A 23796-nucleotide genomic window follows, 5' to 3' on the forward strand; every position below is an offset into this window, starting at 1 on the left:
ACATCGGCCGCTTCGACGCCGATATCGACGTCATCGGCCCACCCGAGCTCGCCACCGCCTTCGCGGACCTCGCCGCCCGCTACGCCAAGGCCGCCCGCACCAAAGGTCCACACGACGGTCGAAAGCGGTGAGAACGGCACCCACCACGGAGGTCCCGCCGGCAACTCAGCGCGACATCCCGCAGCAGTTTCTCCAGGTCGCGTCCGGCGTCGGTGGGGTGGGGGACGGCTGATCTCTGTGGGGCGGGAGGCACTGCACCCCTGCCCTCAAGGCCCGCGAACGCATGTGTCATACTCGAGCGCCGATCATGGCAGGAAACGACCGGGGGGCCGTGTGTACGCCGTCTCTCTGGACGCCCCTTATCTGGACACGGATGCGGATCAACTCTGCTTCTCGCTGGGCCTCACGGAGCGTCCAGCGCTAGCAGAACGTGTGGTGTCGCTCAGTGGGCTGGACGTGCGTTTGCGGCTGCTCGGGGCCTCGCACCAGGTGTTCGCCGGTCCCGTGCGGGAGACGGTGGCCTGTCTGCAGGGCGCGGTGAGGGGGCTGCCCGAGGAATGCATCCGACAGCTGCCGGGCTGGGTCTACGACTTCGGCGCCACCACGCGCCGGCTCGCCCCCGAGGAGTTCAGCGCCGAGGTGGCACGGGTCCTCGGCCGGGCCGCCGACGCCGAGCACAGTTTGTGCGGGGTCTTCCCGGGTTCGCCGGAGGCGGTCACGGCCGTGGTCGTCGAGTCGGTCGAGGGACCGCACGGCCCCGGGCTTGTATGGCGCACCTGGCACACGTATCCGCAGAACGGCCAGATCGTATCGACGCACAGCCGGCTGGAGGCCCGATGAAGAGCGCCCGACTCGTTCGCGCAGCGGTGGCGGCCGTGCTGGCCGCGCCCCTGCTCACCGCCTGCTCCAGTGACGCGGACAACAACGCGGTCCCACGCGAGTGGATCAGGGACACGTATACCGCCACCGGGGGGAACTGGCTCGACCCGGACAGCGCCCCGCGCGAGGTCGCCCAGGCGATCCACAACGAGCGGGCAGAACTGGATCGTGCCTCCGGGGACCGCATGGAGTTCCTGCGCTACGGCGACGACATGGTCACCGTCTCGCCGTACCGGAGCGGCAGCCTGATCCAGATCGAGGACTACCGCAACGGCTACCACCGCCATCAGCGGCACCTCACCTACTGGCCGGACCCGGACGGCGGGAGCTTCCGCGGCGGCGGCCCCGGTGAGGGGAAGTAACACCCGCTGACCGGCAGGTTCACCCGCTGACGCATCCGACGTTCCTCCCGCACACCACCACCGGATCACGCCCCAACCCCGCCTCCAAGAAAGGCAATGCAGTGACCGAGATTTTCGAGTCGACCGGCCAGGCCCTGCTCTACGGAGTCGTGGGCCTCGTCGTGATGGCCGTCGGCTTCATCGCGCTCGACCTCGTCACGCCGGGCAAGCTGTACCACGTGGTATGGACCGACCGGAACCGCGGCGCGGCCGTCCTGCTGGGCAGCCAGTCCGTCGCCGTGGGTCTGGTCATCATGAAGGCCATCGAGGCGAGCGAGTCCGAACAGGGCCTCGGCTACGGCCTGGTGAGCACGCTGCTGTACGGCCTGGCCGGGGTGCTGGTGATGACCGTCGTCGGCATCGTGATCGGCGTGTTCACGCCGGGCCAGATGGGCGCGGTCGTCTTCGACGACCAGGACAGCCGTCCGCACCCCGCCGCCTGGGTCCAGGCCGGCATGTACCTGGGCACCGGGTTCATGGTCGGCGCGGCGATCTCGTAACGGCGCCACTCGATGAGCGCTCCCACCGTGCAAGACCGCGACACCACCGCGACACCCTCCCGCCCCCCGGTCGTCGGGCCCACCCGGGGGGCACGTTTCCTTTTGCTGTTCGCCGTCTTCCTCTGCGCGGCCTGCGGTCTCGTGTACGAGCTGGCCCTGACCGCGCTGGGCAGCTATCTCATCGGCAACTCGGTGCTCCAGACCTCCGTGGTGATCTCCGTGATGGTGTTCGCCATGGGGCTCGGTTCCCTCGCCGCGAAACCCCTGCGCCGGCGCGCGGTGGGCGCGTTCGCGCTGGTGGAGGGTGTGCTCGCGCTGGTCGGCGGGCTGTCGGTGCTGGTGCTGTACGCGGCGTTCGCCTGGCTTCAGCTGTACATGCCCGCGATGATCGTGGTCGCGGTCGCCGTCGGCCTGCTGATCGGTGCCGAGATTCCGCTGCTGATGACCCTGCTCCAGCGGATCCGGCGGCAGGAGGCGGGCAGTGCGGTCGCCGACATGTTCGCCGTCGACTACATCGGAGCGCTTGTCGGCGGCCTGTGCTTCCCGCTGTGGCTCCTGCCGACGTTCGGACAGCTCAAGGGCGCGCTGGTGATCGGCGGGGTGAACGCGGTGGCCGGGGTCATCGTGGTGGTGTTCATCTTCCGCCGGCAGATCCGGCGCTGGGTGCGCAACGCCCTGCTGGCCGGGGTGACGGCGGTGCTGGTCGTGCTCGGTACGGCGTACGTGTTCGCGGACGATCTGGAGGTGAGCGCGCGCCAGCAGATGTACCGGGACCCGATCGTCCACGCGGAGACGACGCCGTACCAGGAGATCGTCATCACGCGCTCCACGGCCTTCACCGGCGAACCGGACATGCGGCTCTTCCTCAACGGTGATCTCCAGTTCAGCTCCGTCGACGAGTACCGGTACCACGAGTCCCTGGTCCACCCTGCGCTCGCGGGCTCCCGCGCCAACGTGCTGATCATGGGCGGCGGTGACGGGCTCGCCCTGCGCGAGGTGCTGCGCTACGACGACGTACGGCACGTCACTCTCGTCGAACTGGACCCGGCGATGACGCGGCTCGCGCGCGACTACGAGCCCCTGCGCGACCTCAACGACGAGGCGTTGAGCGACCCGAGGGTCGAGGTCGTCAACGCCGACGCCTTCAACTGGCTGCGCAGCGCCCGGCAGCCTTACGACGCGGTCGTCATCGACTTCCCCGACCCGGACACAGCGGCACTGGCCAAGCTGTACTCGGTGGAGTTCTACCACCTGCTCGGGCAGGTCCTGACACCGCAGAGCAGGGTGATGGTGCAGAGCGGGTCGCCATTCTTCGCGCCGAAGACGTACTGGTCGATCGCGAAGACGATCGAGACGGCCGGCTACTCGACCGCCCAGTTCCAGGTCGACGTACCGAGCTTCGGGAACTGGGGCTTCGTCCTGGCCACCCCGGGCGACGGTGCGCCCCCACCGCTGCGGCTGGCGCCGGACAGCCCGCGACTGCACTATCTGGACGAGGCGGTCCTCCAAGCGGCCAGTGTGTTCCCCGTGGACCGCCGCCGCCAGGACGCACGGCCGAGCACGCTGATGGATCCGGCCGTACTTGAGTACGTGCTGGACGAGTGGCGGAACTACTGACGCTCGTCCGCGACATGCCTGGTGGGCAAGGACGGGTTCGCGACTGCTTCTACGACGCTCCGGGCGTCGGCGGGCTCACATGCTGGGGGGTGCGGCCGACCTGGCGGCCTGTTCGATCTTCGCGCGGTGGGCTGCGCGGGCCTTCTCGTCGACCGGCTTCTCGTATTCCGGGCGCAAGCCGGTCCGGCCGTCGAGGCCCTCGCGCAGGATGTCGGCGTGCCCGGCGTGCCGGATCGACTCGCCGAGGACATGGATCATGACGGCGAACAGGTTCGTGTCGGCATGAGGCTCCGGCCACCACGGCGCATGGCCGGGGGCGTCGAGAGGAAGCTCGTTGATCGTCGCGTCGGAGTGTTCCCATGTGCGCCGGTAGAACTCGATGATCTGATCACGGGTCTCGTTCTCGGTCGCCCACAGATCGCTGCCGTCGGAGTCCTGCCACCGGGGCAGAGGTTCCGCGGACGGGCGGTCGAAGACCTCACCGAAGTACCTGGCCTCGACGGTGGCCACGTGCTTGACCAGGCCGAGGAGGTTGGTTCCGGTCGCTGTCAGGGGTCGGCGGGCGTCGTATTCGGACAAGCCGTCGAGTTTCCAGAGCAGCGCCTCACGGTCCCGCCGCAGTCGTCCGTGCAGGTTGTCCTTGGCAAATTCCTCGATCATGCGGGAGGAGCCTGCCATCTGCTGCTCGTGGTCTCAAGATCTGGTAGGTGGCCCGCAGCGGTCTACTTGGGGCGAGGCCCGGAGGAGTAGGAGTGGGGCTACAGCACCTCCAAGGTCCCGGTCTCCGTGTCAAAGCTGCGCAGAGTGACGAGCCGGGCCGACAACGGGGGCGCCGGAAGCAGTTCGGGAATGCGCCGACCCGCGAAGGCTCCTGCGCGTCGGGTACGGCCGAGGGTGATGTGCGGACTCCAGCGCCCGGGTTGGTGGAACGGGCTGAGGCTCCCGGGCGGGCTGTCCGAGACCACCGCCTCCCACACCTTGCGCTGCAGACCGGCCATCGCGGGGTCGGGGTCCAGCGACCAGGCCAGCACCGAGGTGGGCCGCTCGAAGCGGACCAGGCCGGTGAAGCGCACCGGCAGCGGCAGAGCGGCCGCCACCTCGGCGAGCTCCCAACGGATGGGAGCGGTCAGTTCCGGGCATGCCGCCAGGGTCAGGTGCGGACGGTTGGTCGGCGAGCGGTGGCGTGCCTGACTGGGCAGCCCCGCGTCCGCGAGCCGCCGCCAAGCCTCCAGAACCGTCAGCTCTGCCGCCTCGTCCAACAGAAGCTCGACCGTGCGCACCACCCCAGCCTACCGGCGAAGTGGACTAGTCCCCGTCGGCGCCGGGATGGCCGGAATGGGGAGCGGCGCGGTGTCGTATGCGCAAGGGCAGCACGTACCAGCAGAGGCCGAACCACAGCATGACCCCGACGACGAGCACTTCGGCGAGGACGCCGGGCACCACGAAACGCAGGATGAGGAGCAGCGTGCAGCCGATGGTCAGCGCGAGCAGGACCATGCCGCACATCATCAGGCGGCAGGCGGCCTCCACCACTTCGTTCTTCATCCGCTGGCCGGACAGGAAGCGGTGGATGGAGACGGGCGCTATGAGGGCTCCGGTGGCCGAAGCGCCGAGTACCACGGTGGTGACGTAGATGACGTGGTCCACCGTTCCGAGTTGCCGGAAGAGTGGAGTGAAGGCCACGCTCAGCAGGAAGCCGAAGAGGATCTGCACGCCGGTCTGCGTGACCCGTGTCTCCTGCAGCACCTCGTTCCAGCGGCGGTTGACCCGCTCACGCGGGGACTCGGGTTCTTCGGCACCGGTTCTCGGTCCGTGGCTGTCGTGGTGTGCGCAACGCGCGGTTTCCTCCTTCGCCGACGTGGCCGACTGTTCCGTCATTGTCATGACACCCTCCCGTTCAACAGGTCGACCGTCTGCCCCGTCTTCGCCGGTTTCATGCTTCAGTTCGTTCCCGGCCCGAACCGCTCCTTGTATGCCGACGGAGTGATGCCGGTCTCGCGGCGCATCAGGGTGCGGAGGCTGGCGGCGGTGCCGAGCCCGCTGCCCCGGGCCGCCACCTCGAAGCGGTGCTCACCCCGTTCGATCAACCGGCAGGCTAGGGCGAGCCGTTCGCCCCTGAGCCATGTCAACGGTGTCGTGCCCAGCTGTGCCCGGAAGCGGCGATGCAGCGTCGCCGCACTGACCGCCGCACGTGCCGCGAGGTCGGAGACCGTGAGGGGTGAGTCCAATCGTTCCTGGGCCCGGGCCAGGACGGGCGCCAGGGACTCGTCCGGCACGTCGGGCATGGGGCGCTCCACGAACTGTCGCTGTCCGCCGTCCCGGTGCGCGGCAAAGACCAGGCGTCGGCTCACGGAATTGGCGACCTCCGCGCCGTAGTCGCGGCGGACCACGTGCAGCCCCAGGTCGAGCGCTGCCGCGCTCCCCGCAGCGGTGAGGATGTCGCCGTCGTCCACGAACAGGACGTCCGCTTCCAACCGGACGGAGGGGAAGCGGGCCCGGAAGAAGCCCGCCCACTTCCAGTGCGCCGTGGCCCGCCGGCCGTCGAGGACTCCGGCCTCCGCCAGGGTGAAGGCGCCGCTGCAGAATCCGATCAGGCGCGCACCGCGGGCATGCGCCTGTCGGATGGCATCGAGGACGGCGGGGCGGCGGGACTCCTCGACATCCGGGTGGTTGGGGACGATCAAGGTGTCCGCCGTGTCGGCCGCCGTCAGGTCGGCGACGCCGGTGAGGGTGAAGAACCCGTCTCGCATCAGGGTGCGGGGCTCGGGGGGTGTGCACCGTCTGCGCCGTCCGCGTCGACGGCGTGCAAGGATTCTTTCGCTGTGTGAACATGTCGCTCGCCAAGGCCACTTCGACGTCGTGCTCAGTCCGGGGCGGATACCGGCGGCCAGCGCCTCGTCGACGGCAGGGGACGGCGGTCTCCAGGCCGATCTGGGCGTCGGAGGTGGGTGCGAGCGACACCGTGGTCCCCGTCTCCCCCATCGCCTGCCATGCCAACAGCCGTCGGGCCTTAGAGGTCATCTCATTTGGCGAGTCGACGGAAGCAGATGAGGGTGCAGGCGATGCTCGTGAAGGCCAGGAAGTGGTCGGCTTTGCGCTCGTAGCGGCGGTGGAGGCGGCGGCAGCCGGCGAGCCAGGCCATGGTGCGTTCGATGGTCCACCGGTGCCGTCCGAGCCGCTGCGAGGTCTCGACGCCCTTGCGGGCGACGCGGTGCCGGATGCCCCGCTGGGCCAGCCATTGCCGCAGGTGGGCGTAGTCGTAGCCCTTGTCGGCGTGGAGCTTTCGGAGCCTGCGCCGACGGGGTCCCCGGCGGGAGCGGACGGGCGGGATGCCCTTGACGAGCGGGATCAGGGCCTGGCTGTCGTGGACGTTGGCACCGGAGATCCCGACGGACAGGGGCAGACCGGTTCGCTCGGTGATCAGCTGTCTGGCGCGGCCCCGGTGCGCTTCCGGGCGCACCACTCTTATGCAGTAGTGGCGTCGTGTAGTGATAGCGCCTGGTCCGCGGACCCTGCGCTCATGCTCTATGAGCTGGCCTGGCCTTGCCGCTCAGCCCTCGAGTGGTGCAGTCGAGTCCATGTCGAGTGGCACGCCGCCCGTCAATGTCGGAAGCTGAGGCGGGACGTTGTCCTGGTGGTGGCATAAATGTGCGCTCGTGCAATCGGCCGCATCGTAAATGCTGATCACATCAATCGCGAGGAGCTGGCATGCTGGAGAACCCTGCCGAGTCCCTGACGTCCGTTTCGGCTGAATCCAAGGTCACGCAGCGCATGAAGAGCGCCTCGTCGGTCGAAGACCGGACTTTGACGGATCACGAACGGATACTCGCCGAGATACTCGCTGGCGTTCTGAGCATTGAAGAGGTGCCGGTCGACAGCAACTTCTTCGATGACCTCGGTGCCAACTCAATGGTGATGACACAGTTTTGTGCTCGCGTCCGAAAAAGGGCAGACTTGCCTCCGGTTTCCATTAAAGACATCTACCGCAATCCGACGATCCGCAGTCTGGTGTCAGCGCTCCCCGATACCACAGCACAGAAGTCGATTTCCGTAGTTGCACCCGCTTCGGAGAATTCAGCGACCCCAACGTTGCCGGAAGGAGTTAATCCTCTCGGCACGCTCGCCTACACACTCTGCGGACTGCTACAGTTCCTGCTTTTCCTGGGGTATTCAGTCCTCGCTGGACTTGTCATCGCCCGCGGCTACGCTTGGGTTTCTGCCGGCTCGGGTGTGACGGAGCTCTACCTGAGGTCGGTCGCTTTTGGTGGGGCTGCCTTCGTCGGTGCATGCACTTTCCCCCTCATGGCCAAGTGGATTCTTATCGGACGATGGAAGTCATGCGAATTCCCGGTCTGGGGTTTCGCCTACATCCGCTTCTGGACCGTCAAGGTTCTGCTCCACGCCAACCCAATCCTCTTCCTCGTCGGTAATCCTCTTTACGTGCTTTATCTCCGTGCCCTAGGTGCACGAATCGGCAAAGGCGTCACGATCCTCTCACGCAGCGTTCCAGTCTGCACCGACTTGCTGACGATCGGTGCCGGCACGGTGATCCGCAAGGAATCATTCTTCCTCTGCTACCGGGCTCATGCCGGCCGTATTCAGACAGGTTCGGTTACTCTGGGTCAGGATGTCTTCGTCGGTGAGAAGACCGTGCTCGATATCGACACAATAATGGGCGACGGGGCACAGCTTGGCCATACGTCCTCCTTGCACAGCGGCCAGTCGGTTCCGCACGGTCAGCGGTGGCACGGGTCTCCGGCGCAGCCCACGGAGGTGGACTACGTGAGAGTGCCTCCCGCCCCGTGCGGCAGACTGCGGCGGGTCGCTTTCGGCCTCACCACGGTAGGTCAGTTGTTCTTCCTCGCCGCGCCACTGGCCGTCGGGGGTCCGTACATGCTGGTGACGCAGGTGCCGGCGGTGGATTACTGGCTTGGCCTGGGCGCGGCGGAGTCTGGATCTGCCGGCCTTTTCGTCAATGCGCTGACCGTGTCCTCCGTTCTATTCTTCGGCTTCGTTCTTCTTGGCCTTGTGGTGTTGTTCACCGTTCCACGCTTGCTGAATCTGGTGATCAAACCCAACAAGGTATATCCACTGTACGGCTTCCATTACTCGATACACCGGGCGATCACACGCATCACCAACGTCAAATTCTTCAAGTGGCTGTTCGGTGACAGCTCCTACATCGTCCACTATCTGCGCGGCCTCGGGTACGATCTGTCGCGTGTAGAGCAAACGGGCTCGAACTTCGGCACGGAGGTGCAGCACGAGACGCCGTATCTCTGCTCCGTAGGCAGCGGAACGATGGTCGCTGACGGCCTGTCGATCGTCAATGCGGACTTCTCGAGTACATCTTTCCGAGTGTCAAGAGCGTCGATCGGGCGGCGTAACTTCCTCGGAAACAACATTGTTTATCCTTCGGGAGCGAGAACGGGTGACAACTGCCTTCTCGCGACAAAGGTGATGGTTCCCCTCGACGGTGAGATACGAGAGGGTGTGGGCCTGCTCGGCTCGCCGTGTTTCGAGATTCCCCGGTCGGTCGAGCGCGACTCCAGGTTCGATCACATGCGGACCGGGGAAGCCATGTCCCGTAATCTTGCCGCGAAGAACCGCTACAACATCCGGTCAATGGCCCTCTTCTTGATCGTGCGATGGTTCTATGTTTTCGTACTCACGGTGCTCGCGTTCGCCCACGCTGAGCTATACGATTCTCTGGGGTGTTTGGCACTCGCGGGATTCCTCGTTCTCGGTCTTTTTGTCACGCCCCTGTACTTCGCGCTGATGGAGCGAGCCATCGTGGCCTTCCGCGGGCTGCAACCGCGCCTGTGTTCCATTTATGACCCCTATTTCTGGTGGCATGAGCGCCTCTGGAAGGTGCCTGACGAGTACCTCGACGTTTTCAACGGCACGCCGTTCAAGAACGTGATCTGGCGGCTCCTGGGTGTTCGGCTAGGCAGGAGGGTCTTCGACGACGGCTGCTATCTGACGGAACGAATGCTGACCACCATCGGCAATGACTGCACCCTCAATGCCGGGAGCAAGATCCAGTGCCACTCGCAGGAGGACGGCACCTTCAAATCCGACCGCAGCACGATCGGTGACGGATGCACGGTCGGTGTCGGCGCCCACGTTCACTATGGCGTGACGATGGGTAACGGCTCGGTGCTTGGGCCCGACTCCTTCCTGATGAAGGGCGAGGAAGTACCGGCGCACGCACGATGGGGTGGAAACCCCGCCGCGGAACTGAGAGAGGCCTCCGGGCACCAGACGGTCCGGACGCAGCAGGTGCAGCAGAAGTAGCCCTGGTCTGGGCGGCAGACATGGTGCCTACAGCAAGGAGAGGGACCGATCGATGGGAACGCGAGTGGATGAGGACCGGGAGTTCTGGCGCGGTGTGCTTATGGCCGGCGGATCTACCACGATCCCCCGGTGGACGCTTCGTCCGACGAAGGGCATCGACGAACACGTGGCCACCATCTCGGACGACGTCATGGACGCCTTGCACCGGTTGACGCAGGACCTCTCGATCCCGCTCGATTCCGTGCTGTTGGCCACGCACGCCAAAGTCCTCGCCACGCTGTCCGGCGAACGCGACGTTACCACCGGCTACGTCGCCGATACGGGTGGCCGACCGTTGCCGTGCCTGCTGACGACCGCGCCGAAATCGTGGCGGGCGCTGTTGGTGAGCACCCATCGCGCCGCATCGGAACTGCTGTCACACAAAGACTTTCCGGTGGACCAGCTCAAGCGCAAGCTGACTCTGACCGGGCCGTCGGTCGAAACCGTCTTCGATCCGCATCCGGCCTCAGGTTCCCGGCCGATGGACGTAGGCGCCGATCTCCCCGAAGGCACCGTGCTGTGGGTCAGATTTTCGACACCCGGTGGCCACCCCACGCTGCGACTGCGTTACCGGACCGAGGTACTGGACGCTGACTGCGCCGGTAGAATCGTTGGTTACCACCTCGCCGCGCTAGCGCTCATCGCGGCGAACCCGGACGCCGAGCACGCGCAGCAGAGCCTGCTGTCCGCCGACGAGGTCCGCTTCCAGCTCGAGGACCTTGCCGGACCGCGCCGTACCCTGCCGAACTCCCGAATGCACGAGCTGTTTGAACAGCAGGTGAAGCTGCACCCGGATGACCTGGCCGCCGTGCACGGCAATCTGCAATGGACCTACCGGCAGCTCAACGCACGTGCCAACCAACTCGGACGAGCACTGCTGACGCGCGGGCTGCGACGCGAAGGTGTCGTCGCGGTGGTGACCGAGAGGAACCTGGAGTGGATGGCGGCCGTCCTCGCGGTGTTCAAGGCCGGGGGCGTGTACCTGCCCGTCGAACCTGGCTTCCCGGCTGACCGCATCGCGGCCATGCTCTCCCGCGCCGAGTGCGAGCTCGTTCTCACCGAACCCGGAAGTACTGAATCCCTCGACCAGGCCCTGGCTTCGGTACCGGAAGCCCAGAAGGTCCTCATTGGGACGGTGTACGACGAGGGCCATGCTGACGACGACTTGGGCATCGCAGTCGGACCGGACCAACTCGCTTACATCTTCTTCACCTCCGGCTCCACGGGAGAGCCCAAGGGCGCAATGTGCGAGCACACGGGCATGCTCAACCACCTCTACGCCAAGATCGACGATCTCGGGATCGACGCAGGGCAGGTGGTCGCCCAGACAGCCCCCCAGTGTTTCGACATCTCACTGTGGCAACTGCTCTCCGCGCTCGTGGTCGGTGGACGGACCCTCCTGGTCGAACAAGAGGTGATCCTGGACGTCAAGCGATTCGTCGACACGATCGCGCGTGGCCGCGTCTCCGTGCTCCAGGTCGTACCCTCCTACCTCGAAGTCGTCTTGGGCTACCTGGAACAGCGCCCACGCGAACTGCCCAGCCTGCGCTGCGTATCGGTCACCGGCGAGGCAGTGAAGAAGGAACTCACGCAGCGCTGGTTCGCGGCCGAGCCCGACATCAAGCTGGTCAATGCATACGGGCTGACCGAAACGTCCGACGACACCAACCACGAAGTCATGTCCCGGGTCCCGGACCGCGAACGAGTCCCGCTCGGTTTCCCCGTGAACAACGTACACGTCTACGTCGTCGACGAGCAGCTGTCACTGGTCCCCCTCGGTGCCCCCGGGGAGATCGTCTTTTCCGGCGTCTGCGTGGGGCGTGGCTACGTCAACGACTCCGAACGCACTCGGCGATCGTTCATGCCCGATCCGCACCGTCCGGGAGCCCGGCTCTACCGCAGCGGCGATCACGGACGCTGGCTGCCCGAGGGCAAATTGGAGTTCCTCGGACGCCTTGACACCCAAGTCAAGATCCGAGGCTTCAGGATCGAGATCGGCGAGATCGAGAATGCCCTGCTGGGGGTGTCCGGAGTCCGTGACGGCGCGGTGGTGGCCGCCGAGCTACCCGACGGGAATAAGCAACTGATCGCCTTCTACTCCGCGCCCAAGTCGCTTCCGGTCGAGGACCTGCGGGGCCGGCTGAGTGAGTCCCTACCCCAGTACATGATGCCGTCGGCCTTCCACTGGCTCGAAGGAATGCCGCTGACCTCCAACGGCAAGACCGACAAGCGAGCACTGGCAGCGCTGGCCGCGAGCGAACCCCGCACGAACGAGAGCTTCGAGAAAGGCCGTCACGCGCCGGATACGCCGACCGAGCGGCGGCTGGCGGCCGCGTGGACGCAGGTGCTCGGCATTCCGCAGGACCGGATCGATCGACGGGACCACTTCTTCGACCTGGGTGGTACGTCGCTGACGGCCGTGAAGCTGGCGATCACCCTGGACCGCACGGTGTCGCTCAAGGACGTAACCCGTCACCCGGTTCTCGCGGATCTGGCCGCGCTGGTGGACGGCAGGACCGATGAGCAGACCGCGCTGCTTCAGCCCCTGAGCGCAGTGGATGAGGCGCCGACCGCTGCCCTGGTGTGCTTCCCCTATGCCGGCGGCAACGCCGTGAACTTCCAGCCGATGGCCAAGGCGATGCGGGGCAGCGGAATCGCGGTCTACGCCGTTGAGCTGCCCGGTCACGACATGACCGCCGAAAGTCAACCGTTCATGCCCCTGGAGGATGTGGTGGCGCAGGTCGTCGCCGAGATCACCGAACGGAACCTGACCGGAATTCTGCTCTGGGGTCACTCCTCGGGCGCTGCCTTCGCTGTGGCGACTGCCAGAGAGTTGGAGAAGCGCGGGCTGGACTTGCAACGAGCGTTCCTCGGTGCGCAGATGCTGGGCACAGCGTCCGAACGGAACGCTGCTGCCGCGGATCTCATGAGGCAGAGCAGCGCAGAGATCGCCGCGAAGTTGAGTGCAGACAGCGGTTACACCGAGCTCCATGAGATGGATGCGGAGCGTGCCGAACATGTTGGCCGTGCCTACCGGCACGACTGTGTGTCCGCGCACCGCTATCTCGCAGACCTCCTTGACGCTCCCCCCGCGGTCAGGCTGTCCGTACCGGTCACCGTGATCGTCGCCATCGATGACCCGATCACAACTGATCACCAGAGTCGACACCGCGACTGGGAACTCCTCGCTACCCGGGTCGACTTGCGCCAATTGGAAAGCGGCGGCCATTACTTCCTGCGCACCCGTCCGGCCGAGACAGCACAGGCCGTACTGCAGACCGCCGAGCTACTGCCGTCCTCCTAGGCGAACCACACAGCCGCCCACCGAAAGGAAAGCGAAGTGACTTTCAGCACCCCGGCGTCTCCGCTCGGTGACGTCCAGTTGCAGCCCGGACGGCCTCCGATGCTGAGGACCGAAAGTCCCGTCCACGCGCCGAGCTGGGCAGCCGAGCACCGCGATGCGCTGCGCGCCGTAGTCGCCGAACACGGTTGCGTTCTGATTCGCGGCCTCGAGCTGCCTGACGTAGCCGAGACCAGTGCCGTCTTCGAGCGGCTGAGCAACCAGCTGGTAAGGGAGCGTGAACCCTTCGCACCGCGACGGACCTACGCGGGCAGTGTGTACTCCTCGACGCAGTGGCCGCCGAACCAGCCGATGTGCATGCACCACGAGCAGAGTTACACCCTGGAAGTGCCCTCCCTGATGCTGTTCGCCTGCCTGACCCCGGCCGACGAGGGCGGGGCGACGGGAGTGGCCGATGCGGCCACCGTGATCGAGCAACTGCCCACCGAGTTGACTGACCGATTCCAGCGGGAAGGCTGGCTGCTCACTCGCAGCTACAACAACGAGATCGGCTCATCCGTCTCCGAGGCGTTCGGCACTGACGACCGGGAAGCCGTCGAGAGCTACTGCCGAGCCAACGCCATCGAGTTCGATTGGCAACCGGACGGAACCCTGCGCACCAGGCAGCGCCGCAGCGCAGTGGTGCGACACCCACTTACCGGTCGACGCTGTTGGTTCAACCAGATCGCGTTCCTCAACCAGTGGACACTGGCCCCTGAGGTCCGCGAGTACCTCTTGGAGGTTTACGGCCCCGACGGTCTGCCTTTCGACACGCGCTTCGGGGACGGCGACCCGATCGGCGAGGACGTGGTCCAGCTGCTCAACAAGGTCTATGAGGCCAACACGGCGCGCGAGCCGTGGCAGGCGGGCGACCTGATGCTCGTCGACAACATCCGCACCGCGCACAGCCGCGAGCCCTTCGAGGGGTCGCGCGAGGTGCTTGTCGCCATGGCCGACTCGGTGCGACTACCCGACCGCACGCCGACCGCCGAGGTGACCGCCCGATGACCAGCAGCCGCCCTGCAGCCCCCGTCCCCACCGCCGTGCCGGCGTCCGCGACGCTGGAGACGCCCGCGGTCCCGCCCTTCGCCGTGATCTCCGGCGCCCAGGTTCAGCAAGCGCTCAAAGGGCGTGAAAAGCAGATCATCGCGTTGGTCGAAGCCACCTACCGGTTGCATGGCGCCGGCAAGTCGGTGAACCCCCCCTCGTACTTCCTGCGATTCCCCGATCGCCCATCCTCCCGAATCATCGCGCTGCCCGCGTCGATCGGCGGACACGTGCAAGTGGATGGCATGAAGTGGATCTCCAGCTTCCCGGAGAACGTACCGGCCGGTATCCCCAGGGCCTCAGCCGTGCTGATCCTCAACGACCAGAAGACCGGCTATCCATTCGCCTGCCTGGAAAGTTCCGTCATCAGCGCCACCAGGACAGCCGCATCGGCAGCGCTGGCCGCGGACCGACTCACTCGCAACCGCACACGGCCCACGCGCGTCGGGTTTCTCGGAACGGGCCTGATCGCCCGGTACGTCCACACGTTTCTCGCCAACGACGGCTGGTCGTTCGACGAGATCGGCGTGCATGACCTGTCCGCCGACAGCACCGCCGGGTTCTGCGGCTACCTCGAGCAGTTGGGCACCACAGGCCGGATTACGGTGCACGACAGCGCCGAGGGGCTGATCCGCGACAGCGACCTGGTGGTCTTCGCCACCGTCGCAGCTGAACCGCACGTCAGCGACCTTGCGTGCTTCTCACACAATCCAGTGGTCCTGCACGTGTCGCTGCGTGACCTCGCACCGGAGATCATTCTCGCCTCCGCCAACATCGTCGATGACGTCGAGCACTGCTTGAAGGCCAACACCTCCCCGCATCTGGCCGAGCAACTCAGCGGCGGCCGGAGCTTCCTGACGGGCACATTGGACGACGTGATGGCCGGGCGGGTGAGGGTGCCGTCCGACCGGCCAGTAGTGTTCTCGCCCTTCGGTCTCGGGGTGCTCGACCTCGCGGTCGGCAAGTACGTCTACGACGAAGTGAGCCGCTCAGGGGAACTGCACGTCATCGACGACTTCTTCCATGAACTGCGCCGGTACGGGTAACCGTCAGCGCTTCGCCCAGCCACGCGGCGGGTTACGTCCTGCACCCGCAGACGGGAACCACCCGCAATGGCCGGCGGGACGTTACTGAACGTGCTGCCGCAGAAGATGAGGAGAACGTCGTGCCAGTGATATCGGCTCCCCATGCGTTCAATGAGCCGCAGCTGTTTGTCGACCTTCGGTCGATCTTCGGGCGCTCACTGTTCCTGAAGTGTGAAGGCTTCAACTTCGCTGGCTCGATCAAGCTCAAAGCAGCTGTCGAGATGGTAGAGGCCGCCGAGCGTGAGGGACTGATCAAGCCAAGCTCCATCTTGGTCGAATCCTCGTCCGGCAACCTCGGCGTGGCGCTGAGCATGATCGCGGCGAGCAAGGGCTACCGGTTCCTGTGCGTAACGGACTCCAGATGCAACCTGTCGACCAGACTCCTGATGGAGGCATTGGGCAGCCGCGTGCACACTGTCGCCGACTTGGGCACAAACGGCGGCTTGCTAAGTGCACGGATCGACCATGTCCGGGCGCTATGTGCTTCCGACAACCGCTACGTGTGGCTCAGTCAGTACACGAACCCGAGCAACTGGCAAGCCCACTACCGCAAGACGGCACCAGAGATCGCCCAGTACTTCCCGGACCTGGATGTCCTGTTCGTCGGAGCGGGCACCACCGGAACTCTGATGGGCTGCGCACGCTACTTCCGCCAGTGGCATCGGCCGGTGCGCATCGTCGCGGTGGACACCGCAGGATCGGTCATCTTCGGTGGCGCACCAGGCCGCCGTCTGATCCCCGGACTCGGCATGAGCCTGCGTCCCCCCTTGCTGGACGAGTCCTACGTGGACGAGGTGATACACGTGGAAGAAACGGACACCGTCCGTGCCTGCCACCGCTTGGCCGGACGCGGCTTCCTGTTCGGCGGCTCCACGGGAACGGTCGTCAGCGGTGCCATGCGTTGGCTGACTGAGCACGGCTCAGATGACCTGACGGCGGTGGCCATCGCTCCGGATCTCGGGGAGCGCTATCTCGACACCATCTACCAGTTCAACTGGCTGCGGGATGTGTACGGCGAGGATGTACTCGAGGCCGACGCCACGGCTGACTCCTCCTGGGCAGCCAAGCCCGAACCAGCGAGCCACAGAAGCCGCCCGCGCCACCACCGGCAAACCCATGACACCGACGGCGATCCGTACCGCCGGCCCGGCAAGGCGTAAGGGGTGTTGCAGAAGGCTGTGACGGGGCATCTCCCTTGCATGGCTGGGGTGGTGAGGGCCGGGCGGGTGGGGGCGGAGACGTTCACCGGGCTGCGGGTCGACCAGTTGGGTCGGCTACTGAGGGCCGTCGAGAGCGTGGTCGCGAGGGCTGTGGGTGAGGCCGTCCATGGCGGCTACCGCCGGCCGAGCGGGTGCTGCTGGTGGCGATGTCGCAGGTCATCGTGGACGCGGAGACGCGCCTGGTGGTGGCCACCGCCCGCCCGGTGCCCGGCAACACGGCGGACGCGAAAGCCTGGCGGGACTGCGGGCCGGCCGACCACTGCGAAGGTGTGACGGCCTCGGCGACGGCGCCTACATCAACACCCCGTGGGTGATCACGCGGTGAGGGGCAGGTCGTGCACGCGGGCGACGGCCTGTGGGCACGGAGCGTTCCCCCACGTCTCAGGTGAGGGCCGGCATGCGGGGAACAGGTGGCGAGCATCGCATGTGGCGCTGGTGGCGGGCCTGGACGAGTACTACCGCACGAACCTCAGCGCGCACCCGGGACGCCCTGCTCAGCACGCTGTCCGTTGCGTCGATGGGCTCCAGGACGCTGGGATCCCGGCCGGCCGGGCAGGCACCCGCCGAGCACACCCCGGCCGGGCACGCACCGGCCGTGACGGCCGACGGCCGCACTCCGGCCATGGCCGACGGCTCGCGCGTCGTCCTGTGGGACATGAGTGATCCGCGACTGCCCCGCCGGCTCGGCGCCCTCGACGCGGACGGAGTCGGCCTCAACGCGATCGAGTTCACCGGGGACGGCGCCACGCTGGCCGGGACGGGTGTCGACCGTGTGCTCCGGCTGTGGGACGTGACCGACCCGCGGAATCCGGTCCTGCTGTCCAACGGCCCACAGGCCACTCCGGCCCTCTCTACTCGATCGCCGTACGCCGCGACGGCCGCATGGCCGCCACCAGCAGTTACGACGACATCATCCGCCTGTGGGACATCACCGACCCGGCCCGCCCCCGGCTGGTGGACACGCTCACCGGGCACGAGGGGAACGTCAAACCGGTGGCGTTCAGCCCCGACGGGAGGACCCTGGCGTCGGGCTCCGACGACCGCACCGTCCGCATCTGGGACGTGACCGACCCGCGGCACACCGTCCCCGTCACCGTCCTCGAAGGCCACCGGCATTTCGTGGACGCCCTCGCGTTCAGCCCGGACGGCCGTACGCTGCTGAGCAGGAGCGACGATCGTACGGAAGCTGTGGGACATCAGCGCCCTTCCCCGGCACCGGCACCTGGGTGAGCTGGCGAGACATGCCGATATCGTCACCGGCGTGGCCTTCGCCCCGCACGGCCGTACGGCGGTGACCGTCGGCGTGGACGGCGCGGTGAACGTGTGGGACGTGACCGACCGCGCGCGCCCCGCCCACCTGGCCCACCTCACCAACCCCCGCGGGACGGTGAAGGAGGTGCGTCCGCTCGCCTCGAACGGCACCTTGCTCACCGTGACGGCCCACTACAGCGTCCAGATCTGGTACACCGACCTGGAGCCGGGCGCTCGCCGACGCCTGCGACCGCATCCGGACCACCATCGGCCGCGACGAATGGGCCCGCCACTTGCCCGGCCTCGACTACACCCCGCCGTGCCCACGCCACGCGTGAGGCCGGCGCGGCGCAAGTAACAAACACCCTGCTCAACGCGGTCGCAGCCAGCGCGACCGCCCTGGGCCGCGCCCCCTCGGCCGGTCGCTGATACTGGACAAGTGGGCAAACTTCGGCAATACGTCCGAATGAGCCGACGGGACGCCCGAGTGCCGCCGAAGGCCAGGCCGCCCGACTCCGGCCAGGAGGCACGTCGCGGTGCGGCCGGCCGGCACGCCCTGTCCTTGCTGAGGCCGCGCAGCGTCGCCGGTCAGGTCTTCCTTCTGCAACTGGTTGTCGTCCTGGTGCTCATCGCCACGGCCGTGGTGGCGCTCGTGATCCAGGACCGCAACACCGTGATCGAGGAGGCCGGCGACCGGTCGCTGGTGGTGGCCGAGTCGTTCGCGAAAGCGCCGGGCACCCCGGAGGCGATGCGGAGCGACGACCCGACCGCGGCACTTCAGCCACGTGCCGAGGAGGTGCGCAAGGAGACCGGCGTCGACTACGTCGTGGCGCTGAGTCCTTACGGCTTCCGCTGGACCCACCCGGACCCCGACCAGATCGGGAAGCATGTCTCCGCCTCCTACGGCGAGGCGCTCGAAGGCAAACCCCACCAGACCACCTTTGACAGCAGTCTGGGGAAGGCGGTCGACTCGACGGTGGCAGTGTTCGACGAGGAGGGGACCGCGGTCGGTCTGGTCACCGTAGGGGTGACGGTGGACAAGGTGGCCAGTGTGGTGCAGCACCAACTGCCGGTGATCTTCGCCGCCGGCGGTGTCGCGCTGCTGCTGGCCGCGGGCGGATCCGCACTGGTCAGCGGGCGCTTGCGGCGGCAGACCCGCGGTCTGCTGCCGGTGGAGATGACCCGTATGTACGAGCATCACGACGCGGTGCTGCACGCGGTCCGTGAAGGCGTGATCATTCTGGACGGTGACGGAAGGCTGCTGCTGGTCAACGACGAGGCGCGCCGGCTGCTCGCACTGCCGGCGGATGCCGAAGGCCGTCCGGTCACCGCGCTCGGGCTGAGCCCCGCCCTGGCCGGACTGCTGGAGTCGGGCCGGGCGGTCACCGACAAGGTCTTTCTCGCCGGGGACCTCCTGCTCGCGGTCAGCCTGCGGCCGGTGGGCCCGAAGGGGGGTGTCGTCGCCACCTTGCGCGACACCACGGAGCTGCGCGCCCTCGCCGGCCGGGCGGAGGTGGCGGGCGGGCGCCTGCAACTGCTCTACGAGGCCAGCACGCGGATCGGTACCACCCTCGACATCAAGCGCACTGCCGAGGAGCTGACCGAGGTGGCGGTGCCGCGCTTCGCCGACTTCGCCACGGTCGAGCTGGTCGACCCCGTACTGCTGGGCGGTGAACCCACGGGGGAGCCGATGGAGATGCGCCGCATCGCAGCCGCCGGCATCCAGGACGGGGCGCCCCTCAACCCCGTCGGGACGCGGTTGCACTACGTGCCCGAAAACCCGGTCTCCGTGGGCATGACCACCGGCCGGCCGGTCCTGGTGCCGCGCCTCGCCATGGCCGAGGAATGGCGTGCCCAGGACCCGGAGGAGACCCGTACGGTCATCGAGTACGGCATCCATTCCATGATCTCGGTGCCGCTCCAGGCGCGCGGCCAGTTGCTGGGCGTGGTGGAGTTCTGGCGTTCGGAACAGGACCCCTTCGAGCCGGACGACCTGTCCCCCGCCGAGGAACTCGCCGCCCGGGCGGCCGTGTGCATCGACAACGCGCGCCGCTACACCCGCGAGCACACTACGGCCGTCACCCTCCAGCGCAGCCTGCTGCCCGGCACGCTCCCCCAACTCTCCGCCCTGGAGGTCGGGCACCGGTACCTTCCCGCTCAGGCGGGGGTGGGCGGCGACTGGTACGACGTGATCCCGTTGCCGGGGGCCCGGGTGGCCCTCGTGGTCGGCGACGTCGTGGGACACGGACTGCACGCCGCCGCGACGATGGGCCGGCTGAGAACCGCGGTGCACAACTTCGCCTCCCTGGACCTGTCCCCGGACGAGCTTCTCGCGCACCTGGACGACCTGATCTCGCGAATCGACGAGGACGCCGCAGCCGAGGGGAACACCGAGACCGTCACCGGTGCCACCTGCCTGTACGCCGTCTACGATCCGGCGTCGGGACGGTGCGTCTTCGCCCGGGCCGGCCATCCGAGCCCGGCGCTGGTGTCCCCCGACGGCACCGTGACCTTTCCCGACATCCCCGTCGCCCCGCCACTCGGCGTGGGAGGGGGGCTGCCGGTCGAGACGGCCGAGCTCCAGCTGGCCGCCGACAGCCGGCTGGTCCTCTACACCGACGGCCTTGTCGAGGCCCAGGGCCGTGACATCGACGTCGGGCTGGGCAGGCTGAGGGAGGCTCTGGCCCGTACGGACGGCGCCTCACCGGACGAGACCTGCCGGGCGGTGATCGAGGCGATGCTGCACACCGGGTCGAGTGACGACATCGCCCTGCTCGTCGCACGCACCCGGCGGCTGGACCCGGGACAGGTCGGGGAGTGGGAGGTGCCCGAGGACCCCGCCTCCGTGTCCCGGATCCGCGCCGAGGCCACCGCCATGCTGGAGTCCTGGGGGCTCGGCGAGGTGGCCTTCACGACCGAGCTGATCCTCAGCGAACTGGTCACGAACGCCATCCGCTACGGAGCGAGCCCCATCGGGCTGCGGCTACTGCGCGACGGCGACAGCCTGATCTGCGAGGTCAGCGACGGCACGAGCACCTCCCCGCACCTGCGTCGGGCGGCCACCACCGACGAAGGGGGCCGTGGTCTGTTTCTGGTGGCGCAGCTGTCGCGCCGCTGGGGCACCCGGTACACCGACAGAGGCAAGATCATCTGGGCTGAGCAGGGGCTGGATGCCGGTGCCGCGGAGGATATCAGCGGTCTGCTGATGGCGGACCTGTGAGGCGGGGCGGGCGCCGGGCCGTCGCTCATGCCAGCGGTGCCGCACCCGGCGCGGTCAGGGACCGTCGTCGACCCTGAGGTACGGGATCTTGACGGGGTCCTGACCGAAGGCGGCCCCGAGGTACACGGCCGACAGTTTGGTGAGCGTCCCATCGTCGATCAACTGCTTGATGACCCGGTCCAGTTCCTCCTTGTCGGCCGACCCCTTGGGGTACAGGGCGCCGTAGCTCTGGCCGGTCCGGTACTGGCCCACGAGGCGCACCTTGTTCTCCGTCTTCTGGGGATACGCCAGCAGGATCGTCGTGTCGTGGACGACCGCGTCGATCCGCCCCTGCTCCAGCGCCTCGACCATCTCCGGGTCGTTGGCGAACGCGGTCACCGGCTTGGTCGGCCTGATGCGGTTGGCGACGAACTCCTCGCCCGTGGTGCCCTCGGCCACTCCCATGCGGGCGTCGCGGATGTTGTCCTCGTTGATCTCCTCACCGTCCCTGATCAGCAGTCCCAGGGTCGAGGAGAGGTAGGGCGGGGAGAAGTCGGCGACCTTGCTCCGTTCCGGGGTGATCGTAATCTGCGCGAGGGCCAGGTCGAAGTCCCTGGTCCGGCCGGAGACGACCTCCGGGAAGGGGGCGTTCTTCACGGTCACCCGGTCGAGTCCGGACCGGTAGGCGATGTTGGCCGCCATGCAGTACTCGTAGCCGCCGGTGATGGAGTCCGGTGTGTCGCCGTTCCACCAGCCGGGCGCAGGCAGGGTCGTCTTGACCGTGAGGGCGCCCTCCGTCTCGGGGGACAGGTCGAACTCCCCGTACTCCCCAGAGACCTGGCAGTCACCGTACTCGACGTTCGGCGACTCCGACCCGCCCTGGTCGCAAGCCGGAATCACGGCGATGAGCGCCACACCGACAGCGCTGGAGACGATCGCTGCCGCGGCGCGCATCATTGCACCTCCGGTACAGACAGACTCCTTGGGTCACCATAAATCATGCCGAACGATACGGCCGCCGGAACCAGGTGGGACGGTCCCGGCAGGGTGCTCCGCTCCGGTGACAGTCGGGGGCGGGCGGGCGCGGCCACGCGACGGATCCCCCGGGGCCTGCTGTGGTGGGCAGAACCGAGTATGACGATCAGAGGAGTGACGCCGTGCCCTCACAGGGTTCCGACCTCTCGTACACCGTGCCGGGAATGAGCGGGCAGGACAGCAGCCGGATCGTGGCGCTGCTGCAGCAGCGCCTGCACGCGCTCAACGATCTTCATCTGACGTTGAAGCACATCCACTGGAACGTCGTCGGCCCGCATTTCATCGCGGTCCACGAGATGCTGGACCCTCAGGTCGACCAGGTACGGGCGATGACCGACGACATCGCCGAGCGGATCTCCACCCTGGGCGGTGAGCCCAAGGGAACTCCCGGTGCCCTGGTCGACGAGCGCACATGGGACGACTACTCGATCGGCCTGGCGGAAGCCATCGAGCACCTGGGAGCCCTGGACGTCGTCTACACGGGTGTGATCAAGGACCACCGCGAGGCCATGCAGGCCACCGAGACGTCGGACCCGGTGACCCAGGACATCCTCATCGAGCAGTTGCGGGGCCTGGAGCTGTTCCAGTGGTTCGTGCGGGCGCACCTGGAGTCCAGCGGCGGCAAGCTCAGCACCCGCGGCGCCACCACGGAGAGCGACGCTGCCGAGCAGGCCGCGGACCAGGCTCGCGAACAGCCCTGACCCCGGGCGGGAAGACTGCGGCTGGGCGGTCAGCCGAAGTCGTCCGGGACGATGCGAAGCTTGTCCGCGATGCGGGTGAGGGCCTTCTGGTCGGTGGTGCTGAGCGCGTCCAGAACGATGCGGCGTACGGAGCGCAGATGTGTAGGCGCCGCCCAGTGGACGACGCCGAAGCCGGAGTCGGTGAGTTCGGCGAGGGTGTAGCGCCCGTCGGCCGGGTCGGGTGACCGTACGACCCAGCCGCGCTGTTCACAGCGTTTGATGACGTTGGACAGACGGGAGAGCGACCCGCTGGCGAGGAAGGCGAGTTCTCCCATCCGCAGCCTGCGCTGCGGGGCCTCGGAGAGGTGGCTGAGCACGAGGTACTCGAACAGACTGAGCCCGTGTTCCTGCCGCAGCGGCGACTCCAGCTTGCCGGGCAGCAGCAGGACCAGGGAGATCAGCCCCGTCCACGCGGCCTTCTCCTGCTCGTCGAGCCACCTCGGCTCCTCGTCTTCCTGATGCCCGTCCGTACTGCTCACGGACCCTCCCGTGCTGTTCATGGATCTTCCGATTCCGCCTCGGCGGCCGCGCGCCGATCTGGACCGAGACCGGAGTCACGGCCCTCGGCCTCGCCGCGATGCGCGTGGAGATCCGCGTCACCGCCGTCGTCGGCTGCACGTCGTCCGAATCCGGTGTCAGCGCAGTTGCTCGGCCAGTCCGACGATGATGCCCTCGGGGCCGCGGAGGTAGCAGAGCAGGTGGCTGTCCTCGAACCGGGCGATTCCGCCGACGAGTTCGGCGCCGTGAGGGCGCAGGCGGGCCACGGTGTCCTCGATGTCGTCGACGGCGAACATGACGCGGTGCGTGCCCAGGACGTTGTGCGGCCGGTCGCGCGGCCCGGCACTGGTCGCCGCCGGGCTGCGGTACTTCGCCAGCTCGAGCCGGCTGTGACCGTCCGGGGTTCGGAGCATCGCGATGTCACAGCGGACGCCGTCGAGTCCGGTGCACTTGTCGGCGAAGGGGCCCTCGATGTCCGCCCTGCCCTCCAGCTCCATTCCGAGTTCCACGAAGAACCCAATGGCGGCGTCCATGTCCTCGACGACGATGCCGACGTTGTCCATCCGCTGGATCGCCATGACGGGTTCTCCTTCTGCCTCGGGCGGCCGGTGGTGGCCGCTGACGTTCCTGGGACGGAGCCGGTGGCAC

20 protein-coding genes and 4 pseudogenes are annotated in these 23796 nt (G+C 67.4%); 15 read left to right on the forward strand and 9 right to left on the reverse strand.

The window, feature by feature from the left end:
• Positions 1-2: 2 nt before the first annotated feature.
• The 5 genes and pseudogenes from AB0L56_RS20665 to AB0L56_RS20685 form a co-directional block, all read left to right on the forward strand.
• A pseudogene (locus AB0L56_RS20665) lies at positions 3-131 on the forward strand (WYL domain-containing protein); the annotation flags it as partial.
• A 202-nt stretch (positions 132-333) separates the two neighbouring features.
• Positions 334-840, forward strand: a complete 507-nt coding sequence (locus tag AB0L56_RS20670; RefSeq protein ID WP_365425147.1) for a DUF2617 family protein — start codon at positions 334-336, stop codon at positions 838-840.
• Positions 837-1241 carry a DUF4247 domain-containing protein gene (locus AB0L56_RS20675; RefSeq protein WP_365425149.1) on the forward strand — a complete coding sequence of 135 codons (405 nt, stop codon included), beginning with the start codon at positions 837-839 and terminating at the stop codon, positions 1239-1241. The genes AB0L56_RS20670 and AB0L56_RS20675 overlap by 4 nt, the downstream gene beginning before the upstream one ends.
• Before the next feature lie 101 nt (positions 1242-1342).
• Positions 1343-1780: a DUF350 domain-containing protein gene (locus AB0L56_RS20680; protein WP_365425151.1), complete on the forward strand. Its 438-nt coding sequence runs from the start codon at positions 1343-1345 to the stop codon at positions 1778-1780.
• 12 nt (positions 1781-1792) lie between these two features.
• Entirely contained in the window at positions 1793-3397 is a 1605-nt protein-coding gene (locus tag AB0L56_RS20685) for a polyamine aminopropyltransferase (protein WP_365425153.1), read from the forward strand.
• 75 nt (positions 3398-3472) lie between these two features.
• On the opposite strand, the gene AB0L56_RS20690 is transcribed toward AB0L56_RS20685, so the two are convergent.
• The 6 genes and pseudogenes from AB0L56_RS20690 to AB0L56_RS20715 form a co-directional block, all read right to left on the reverse strand.
• A complete protein-coding gene (locus AB0L56_RS20690; RefSeq protein ID WP_365425157.1) occupies positions 3473-4057 on the reverse strand; it encodes a DinB family protein in 585 nt (194 codons plus the stop codon).
• 98 nt (positions 4058-4155) lie between these two features.
• Positions 4156-4677: a 2'-5' RNA ligase family protein gene (locus tag AB0L56_RS20695; protein WP_365425159.1), complete on the reverse strand. Its 522-nt coding sequence runs from the start codon at positions 4675-4677 to the stop codon at positions 4156-4158.
• Positions 4678-4702: 25 nt separating this feature from the next.
• Entirely contained in the window at positions 4703-5281 is a 579-nt protein-coding gene (locus AB0L56_RS20700; protein WP_365425161.1) for a DUF6328 family protein, read from the reverse strand.
• A gap of 56 nt (positions 5282-5337) precedes the next feature.
• Positions 5338-6180 (reverse strand): annotated as a pseudogene (locus AB0L56_RS20705) (helix-turn-helix domain-containing protein); the annotation flags it as partial.
• A gap of 37 nt (positions 6181-6217) precedes the next feature.
• A pseudogene (locus tag AB0L56_RS20710) lies at positions 6218-6391 on the reverse strand (amidohydrolase); the annotation flags it as partial.
• Between the two features lie 28 nt (positions 6392-6419).
• Positions 6420-6866: an IS5 family transposase gene (locus AB0L56_RS20715; protein ID WP_365425338.1), complete on the reverse strand. Its 447-nt coding sequence runs from the start codon at positions 6864-6866 to the stop codon at positions 6420-6422.
• A gap of 302 nt (positions 6867-7168) precedes the next feature.
• Between AB0L56_RS20715 and AB0L56_RS20720 the strand changes: the two genes are divergently transcribed.
• The 9 genes and pseudogenes from AB0L56_RS20720 (at position 7169) to AB0L56_RS20760 (ending at position 20896) form a co-directional block, all read left to right on the forward strand.
• The gene (locus AB0L56_RS20720; RefSeq protein ID WP_365425340.1) at positions 7169-9694 is read left to right on the forward strand and encodes a Pls/PosA family non-ribosomal peptide synthetase; all 2526 of its coding nucleotides are present in this window, start codon (positions 7169-7171) and stop codon (positions 9692-9694) included.
• Between the two features lie 52 nt (positions 9695-9746).
• Positions 9747-13037 carry an amino acid adenylation domain-containing protein gene (locus AB0L56_RS20725; RefSeq protein WP_365425163.1) on the forward strand — a complete coding sequence of 1097 codons (3291 nt, stop codon included), beginning with the start codon at positions 9747-9749 and terminating at the stop codon, positions 13035-13037.
• Between the two features lie 36 nt (positions 13038-13073).
• Entirely contained in the window at positions 13074-14081 is a 1008-nt protein-coding gene (locus AB0L56_RS20730) for a TauD/TfdA family dioxygenase (RefSeq protein ID WP_361032144.1), read from the forward strand.
• Positions 14078-15166 (forward strand): 2,3-diaminopropionate biosynthesis protein SbnB, encoded by a 1089-nt coding sequence (sbnB, locus tag AB0L56_RS20735; protein ID WP_365425165.1) that lies wholly within the window; start codon positions 14078-14080, stop codon positions 15164-15166. The genes AB0L56_RS20730 and sbnB overlap by 4 nt, the downstream gene beginning before the upstream one ends.
• Positions 15167-15285: 119 nt before the next feature.
• Positions 15286-16365 (forward strand): 2,3-diaminopropionate biosynthesis protein SbnA, encoded by a 1080-nt coding sequence (gene sbnA, locus AB0L56_RS20740; protein ID WP_365425167.1) that lies wholly within the window; start codon positions 15286-15288, stop codon positions 16363-16365.
• 39 nt (positions 16366-16404) lie between these two features.
• Positions 16405-16726 (forward strand): annotated as a pseudogene (locus AB0L56_RS20745) (hypothetical protein); the annotation flags it as partial.
• Positions 16727-17208: 482 nt separating this feature from the next.
• Entirely contained in the window at positions 17209-17655 is a 447-nt protein-coding gene (locus tag AB0L56_RS20750; protein WP_365425169.1) for a hypothetical protein, read from the forward strand.
• Between the two features lie 31 nt (positions 17656-17686).
• Positions 17687-18034 carry a hypothetical protein gene (locus AB0L56_RS20755; RefSeq protein ID WP_365425171.1) on the forward strand — a complete coding sequence of 116 codons (348 nt, stop codon included), beginning with the start codon at positions 17687-17689 and terminating at the stop codon, positions 18032-18034.
• A 108-nt stretch (positions 18035-18142) separates the two neighbouring features.
• The gene (locus AB0L56_RS20760) at positions 18143-20896 is read left to right on the forward strand and encodes a SpoIIE family protein phosphatase (RefSeq protein WP_365425173.1); all 2754 of its coding nucleotides are present in this window, start codon (positions 18143-18145) and stop codon (positions 20894-20896) included.
• 54 nt (positions 20897-20950) lie between these two features.
• On the opposite strand, the gene AB0L56_RS20765 is transcribed toward AB0L56_RS20760, so the two are convergent.
• Complete coding sequence (locus tag AB0L56_RS20765) at positions 20951-21829, reverse strand: ABC transporter substrate-binding protein (protein ID WP_365425174.1); 879 nt, start codon at positions 21827-21829, stop codon at positions 20951-20953.
• A 203-nt stretch (positions 21830-22032) separates the two neighbouring features.
• Between AB0L56_RS20765 and AB0L56_RS20770 the strand changes: the two genes are divergently transcribed.
• Entirely contained in the window at positions 22033-22611 is a 579-nt protein-coding gene (locus tag AB0L56_RS20770) for a DNA starvation/stationary phase protection protein (protein ID WP_361032120.1), read from the forward strand.
• Between the two features lie 29 nt (positions 22612-22640).
• On the opposite strand, the gene AB0L56_RS20775 is transcribed toward AB0L56_RS20770, so the two are convergent.
• Positions 22641-23150, reverse strand: a complete 510-nt coding sequence (locus AB0L56_RS20775) for a MarR family winged helix-turn-helix transcriptional regulator (protein WP_365425177.1) — start codon at positions 23148-23150, stop codon at positions 22641-22643.
• A 135-nt stretch (positions 23151-23285) separates the two neighbouring features.
• Positions 23286-23726 carry a VOC family protein gene (locus AB0L56_RS20780; RefSeq protein WP_365425179.1) on the reverse strand — a complete coding sequence of 147 codons (441 nt, stop codon included), beginning with the start codon at positions 23724-23726 and terminating at the stop codon, positions 23286-23288.
• Positions 23727-23796 lie beyond the last annotated feature (70 nt).

This window comes from Streptomyces sp. NPDC052079, assembly GCF_040680275.1.
Taxonomy (GTDB): Bacteria; Actinomycetota; Actinomycetes; order Streptomycetales; family Streptomycetaceae; genus Streptomyces.

What these genes read in the sequence shown, in the direction of transcription:
- AB0L56_RS20675 (WP_365425149.1), top strand. Translation starts at nt 837, where the DNA reads ATGAAGAGCGCCCGACTCGTTCGCGCAGCGGTGGCGGCCGTGCTGGCC.
- AB0L56_RS20685 (WP_365425153.1), top strand. Translation starts at nt 1,793, where the DNA reads ATGAGCGCTCCCACCGTGCAAGACCGCGACACCACCGCGACACCCTCC.
- AB0L56_RS20690 (WP_365425157.1), bottom strand. Translation starts at nt 4,057, where the DNA reads ATGATCGAGGAATTTGCCAAGGACAACCTGCACGGACGACTGCGGCGG.
- AB0L56_RS20700 (WP_365425161.1), bottom strand. Translation starts at nt 5,281, where the DNA reads ATGACAATGACGGAACAGTCGGCCACGTCGGCGAAGGAGGAAACCGCG.
- AB0L56_RS20720 (WP_365425340.1), top strand. Translation starts at nt 7,169, where the DNA reads ATGAAGAGCGCCTCGTCGGTCGAAGACCGGACTTTGACGGATCACGAA.
- AB0L56_RS20725 (WP_365425163.1), top strand. Translation starts at nt 9,747, where the DNA reads ATGGGAACGCGAGTGGATGAGGACCGGGAGTTCTGGCGCGGTGTGCTT.
- sbnB (WP_365425165.1), top strand. Translation starts at nt 14,078, where the DNA reads ATGACCAGCAGCCGCCCTGCAGCCCCCGTCCCCACCGCCGTGCCGGCG.
- AB0L56_RS20760 (WP_365425173.1), top strand. Translation starts at nt 18,143, where the DNA reads ATGAGCCGACGGGACGCCCGAGTGCCGCCGAAGGCCAGGCCGCCCGAC.
- AB0L56_RS20765 (WP_365425174.1), bottom strand. Translation starts at nt 21,829, where the DNA reads ATGCGCGCCGCGGCAGCGATCGTCTCCAGCGCTGTCGGTGTGGCGCTC.
- AB0L56_RS20775 (WP_365425177.1), bottom strand. Translation starts at nt 23,150, where the DNA reads ATGAACAGCACGGGAGGGTCCGTGAGCAGTACGGACGGGCATCAGGAA.
- AB0L56_RS20780 (WP_365425179.1), bottom strand. Translation starts at nt 23,726, where the DNA reads ATGGCGATCCAGCGGATGGACAACGTCGGCATCGTCGTCGAGGACATG.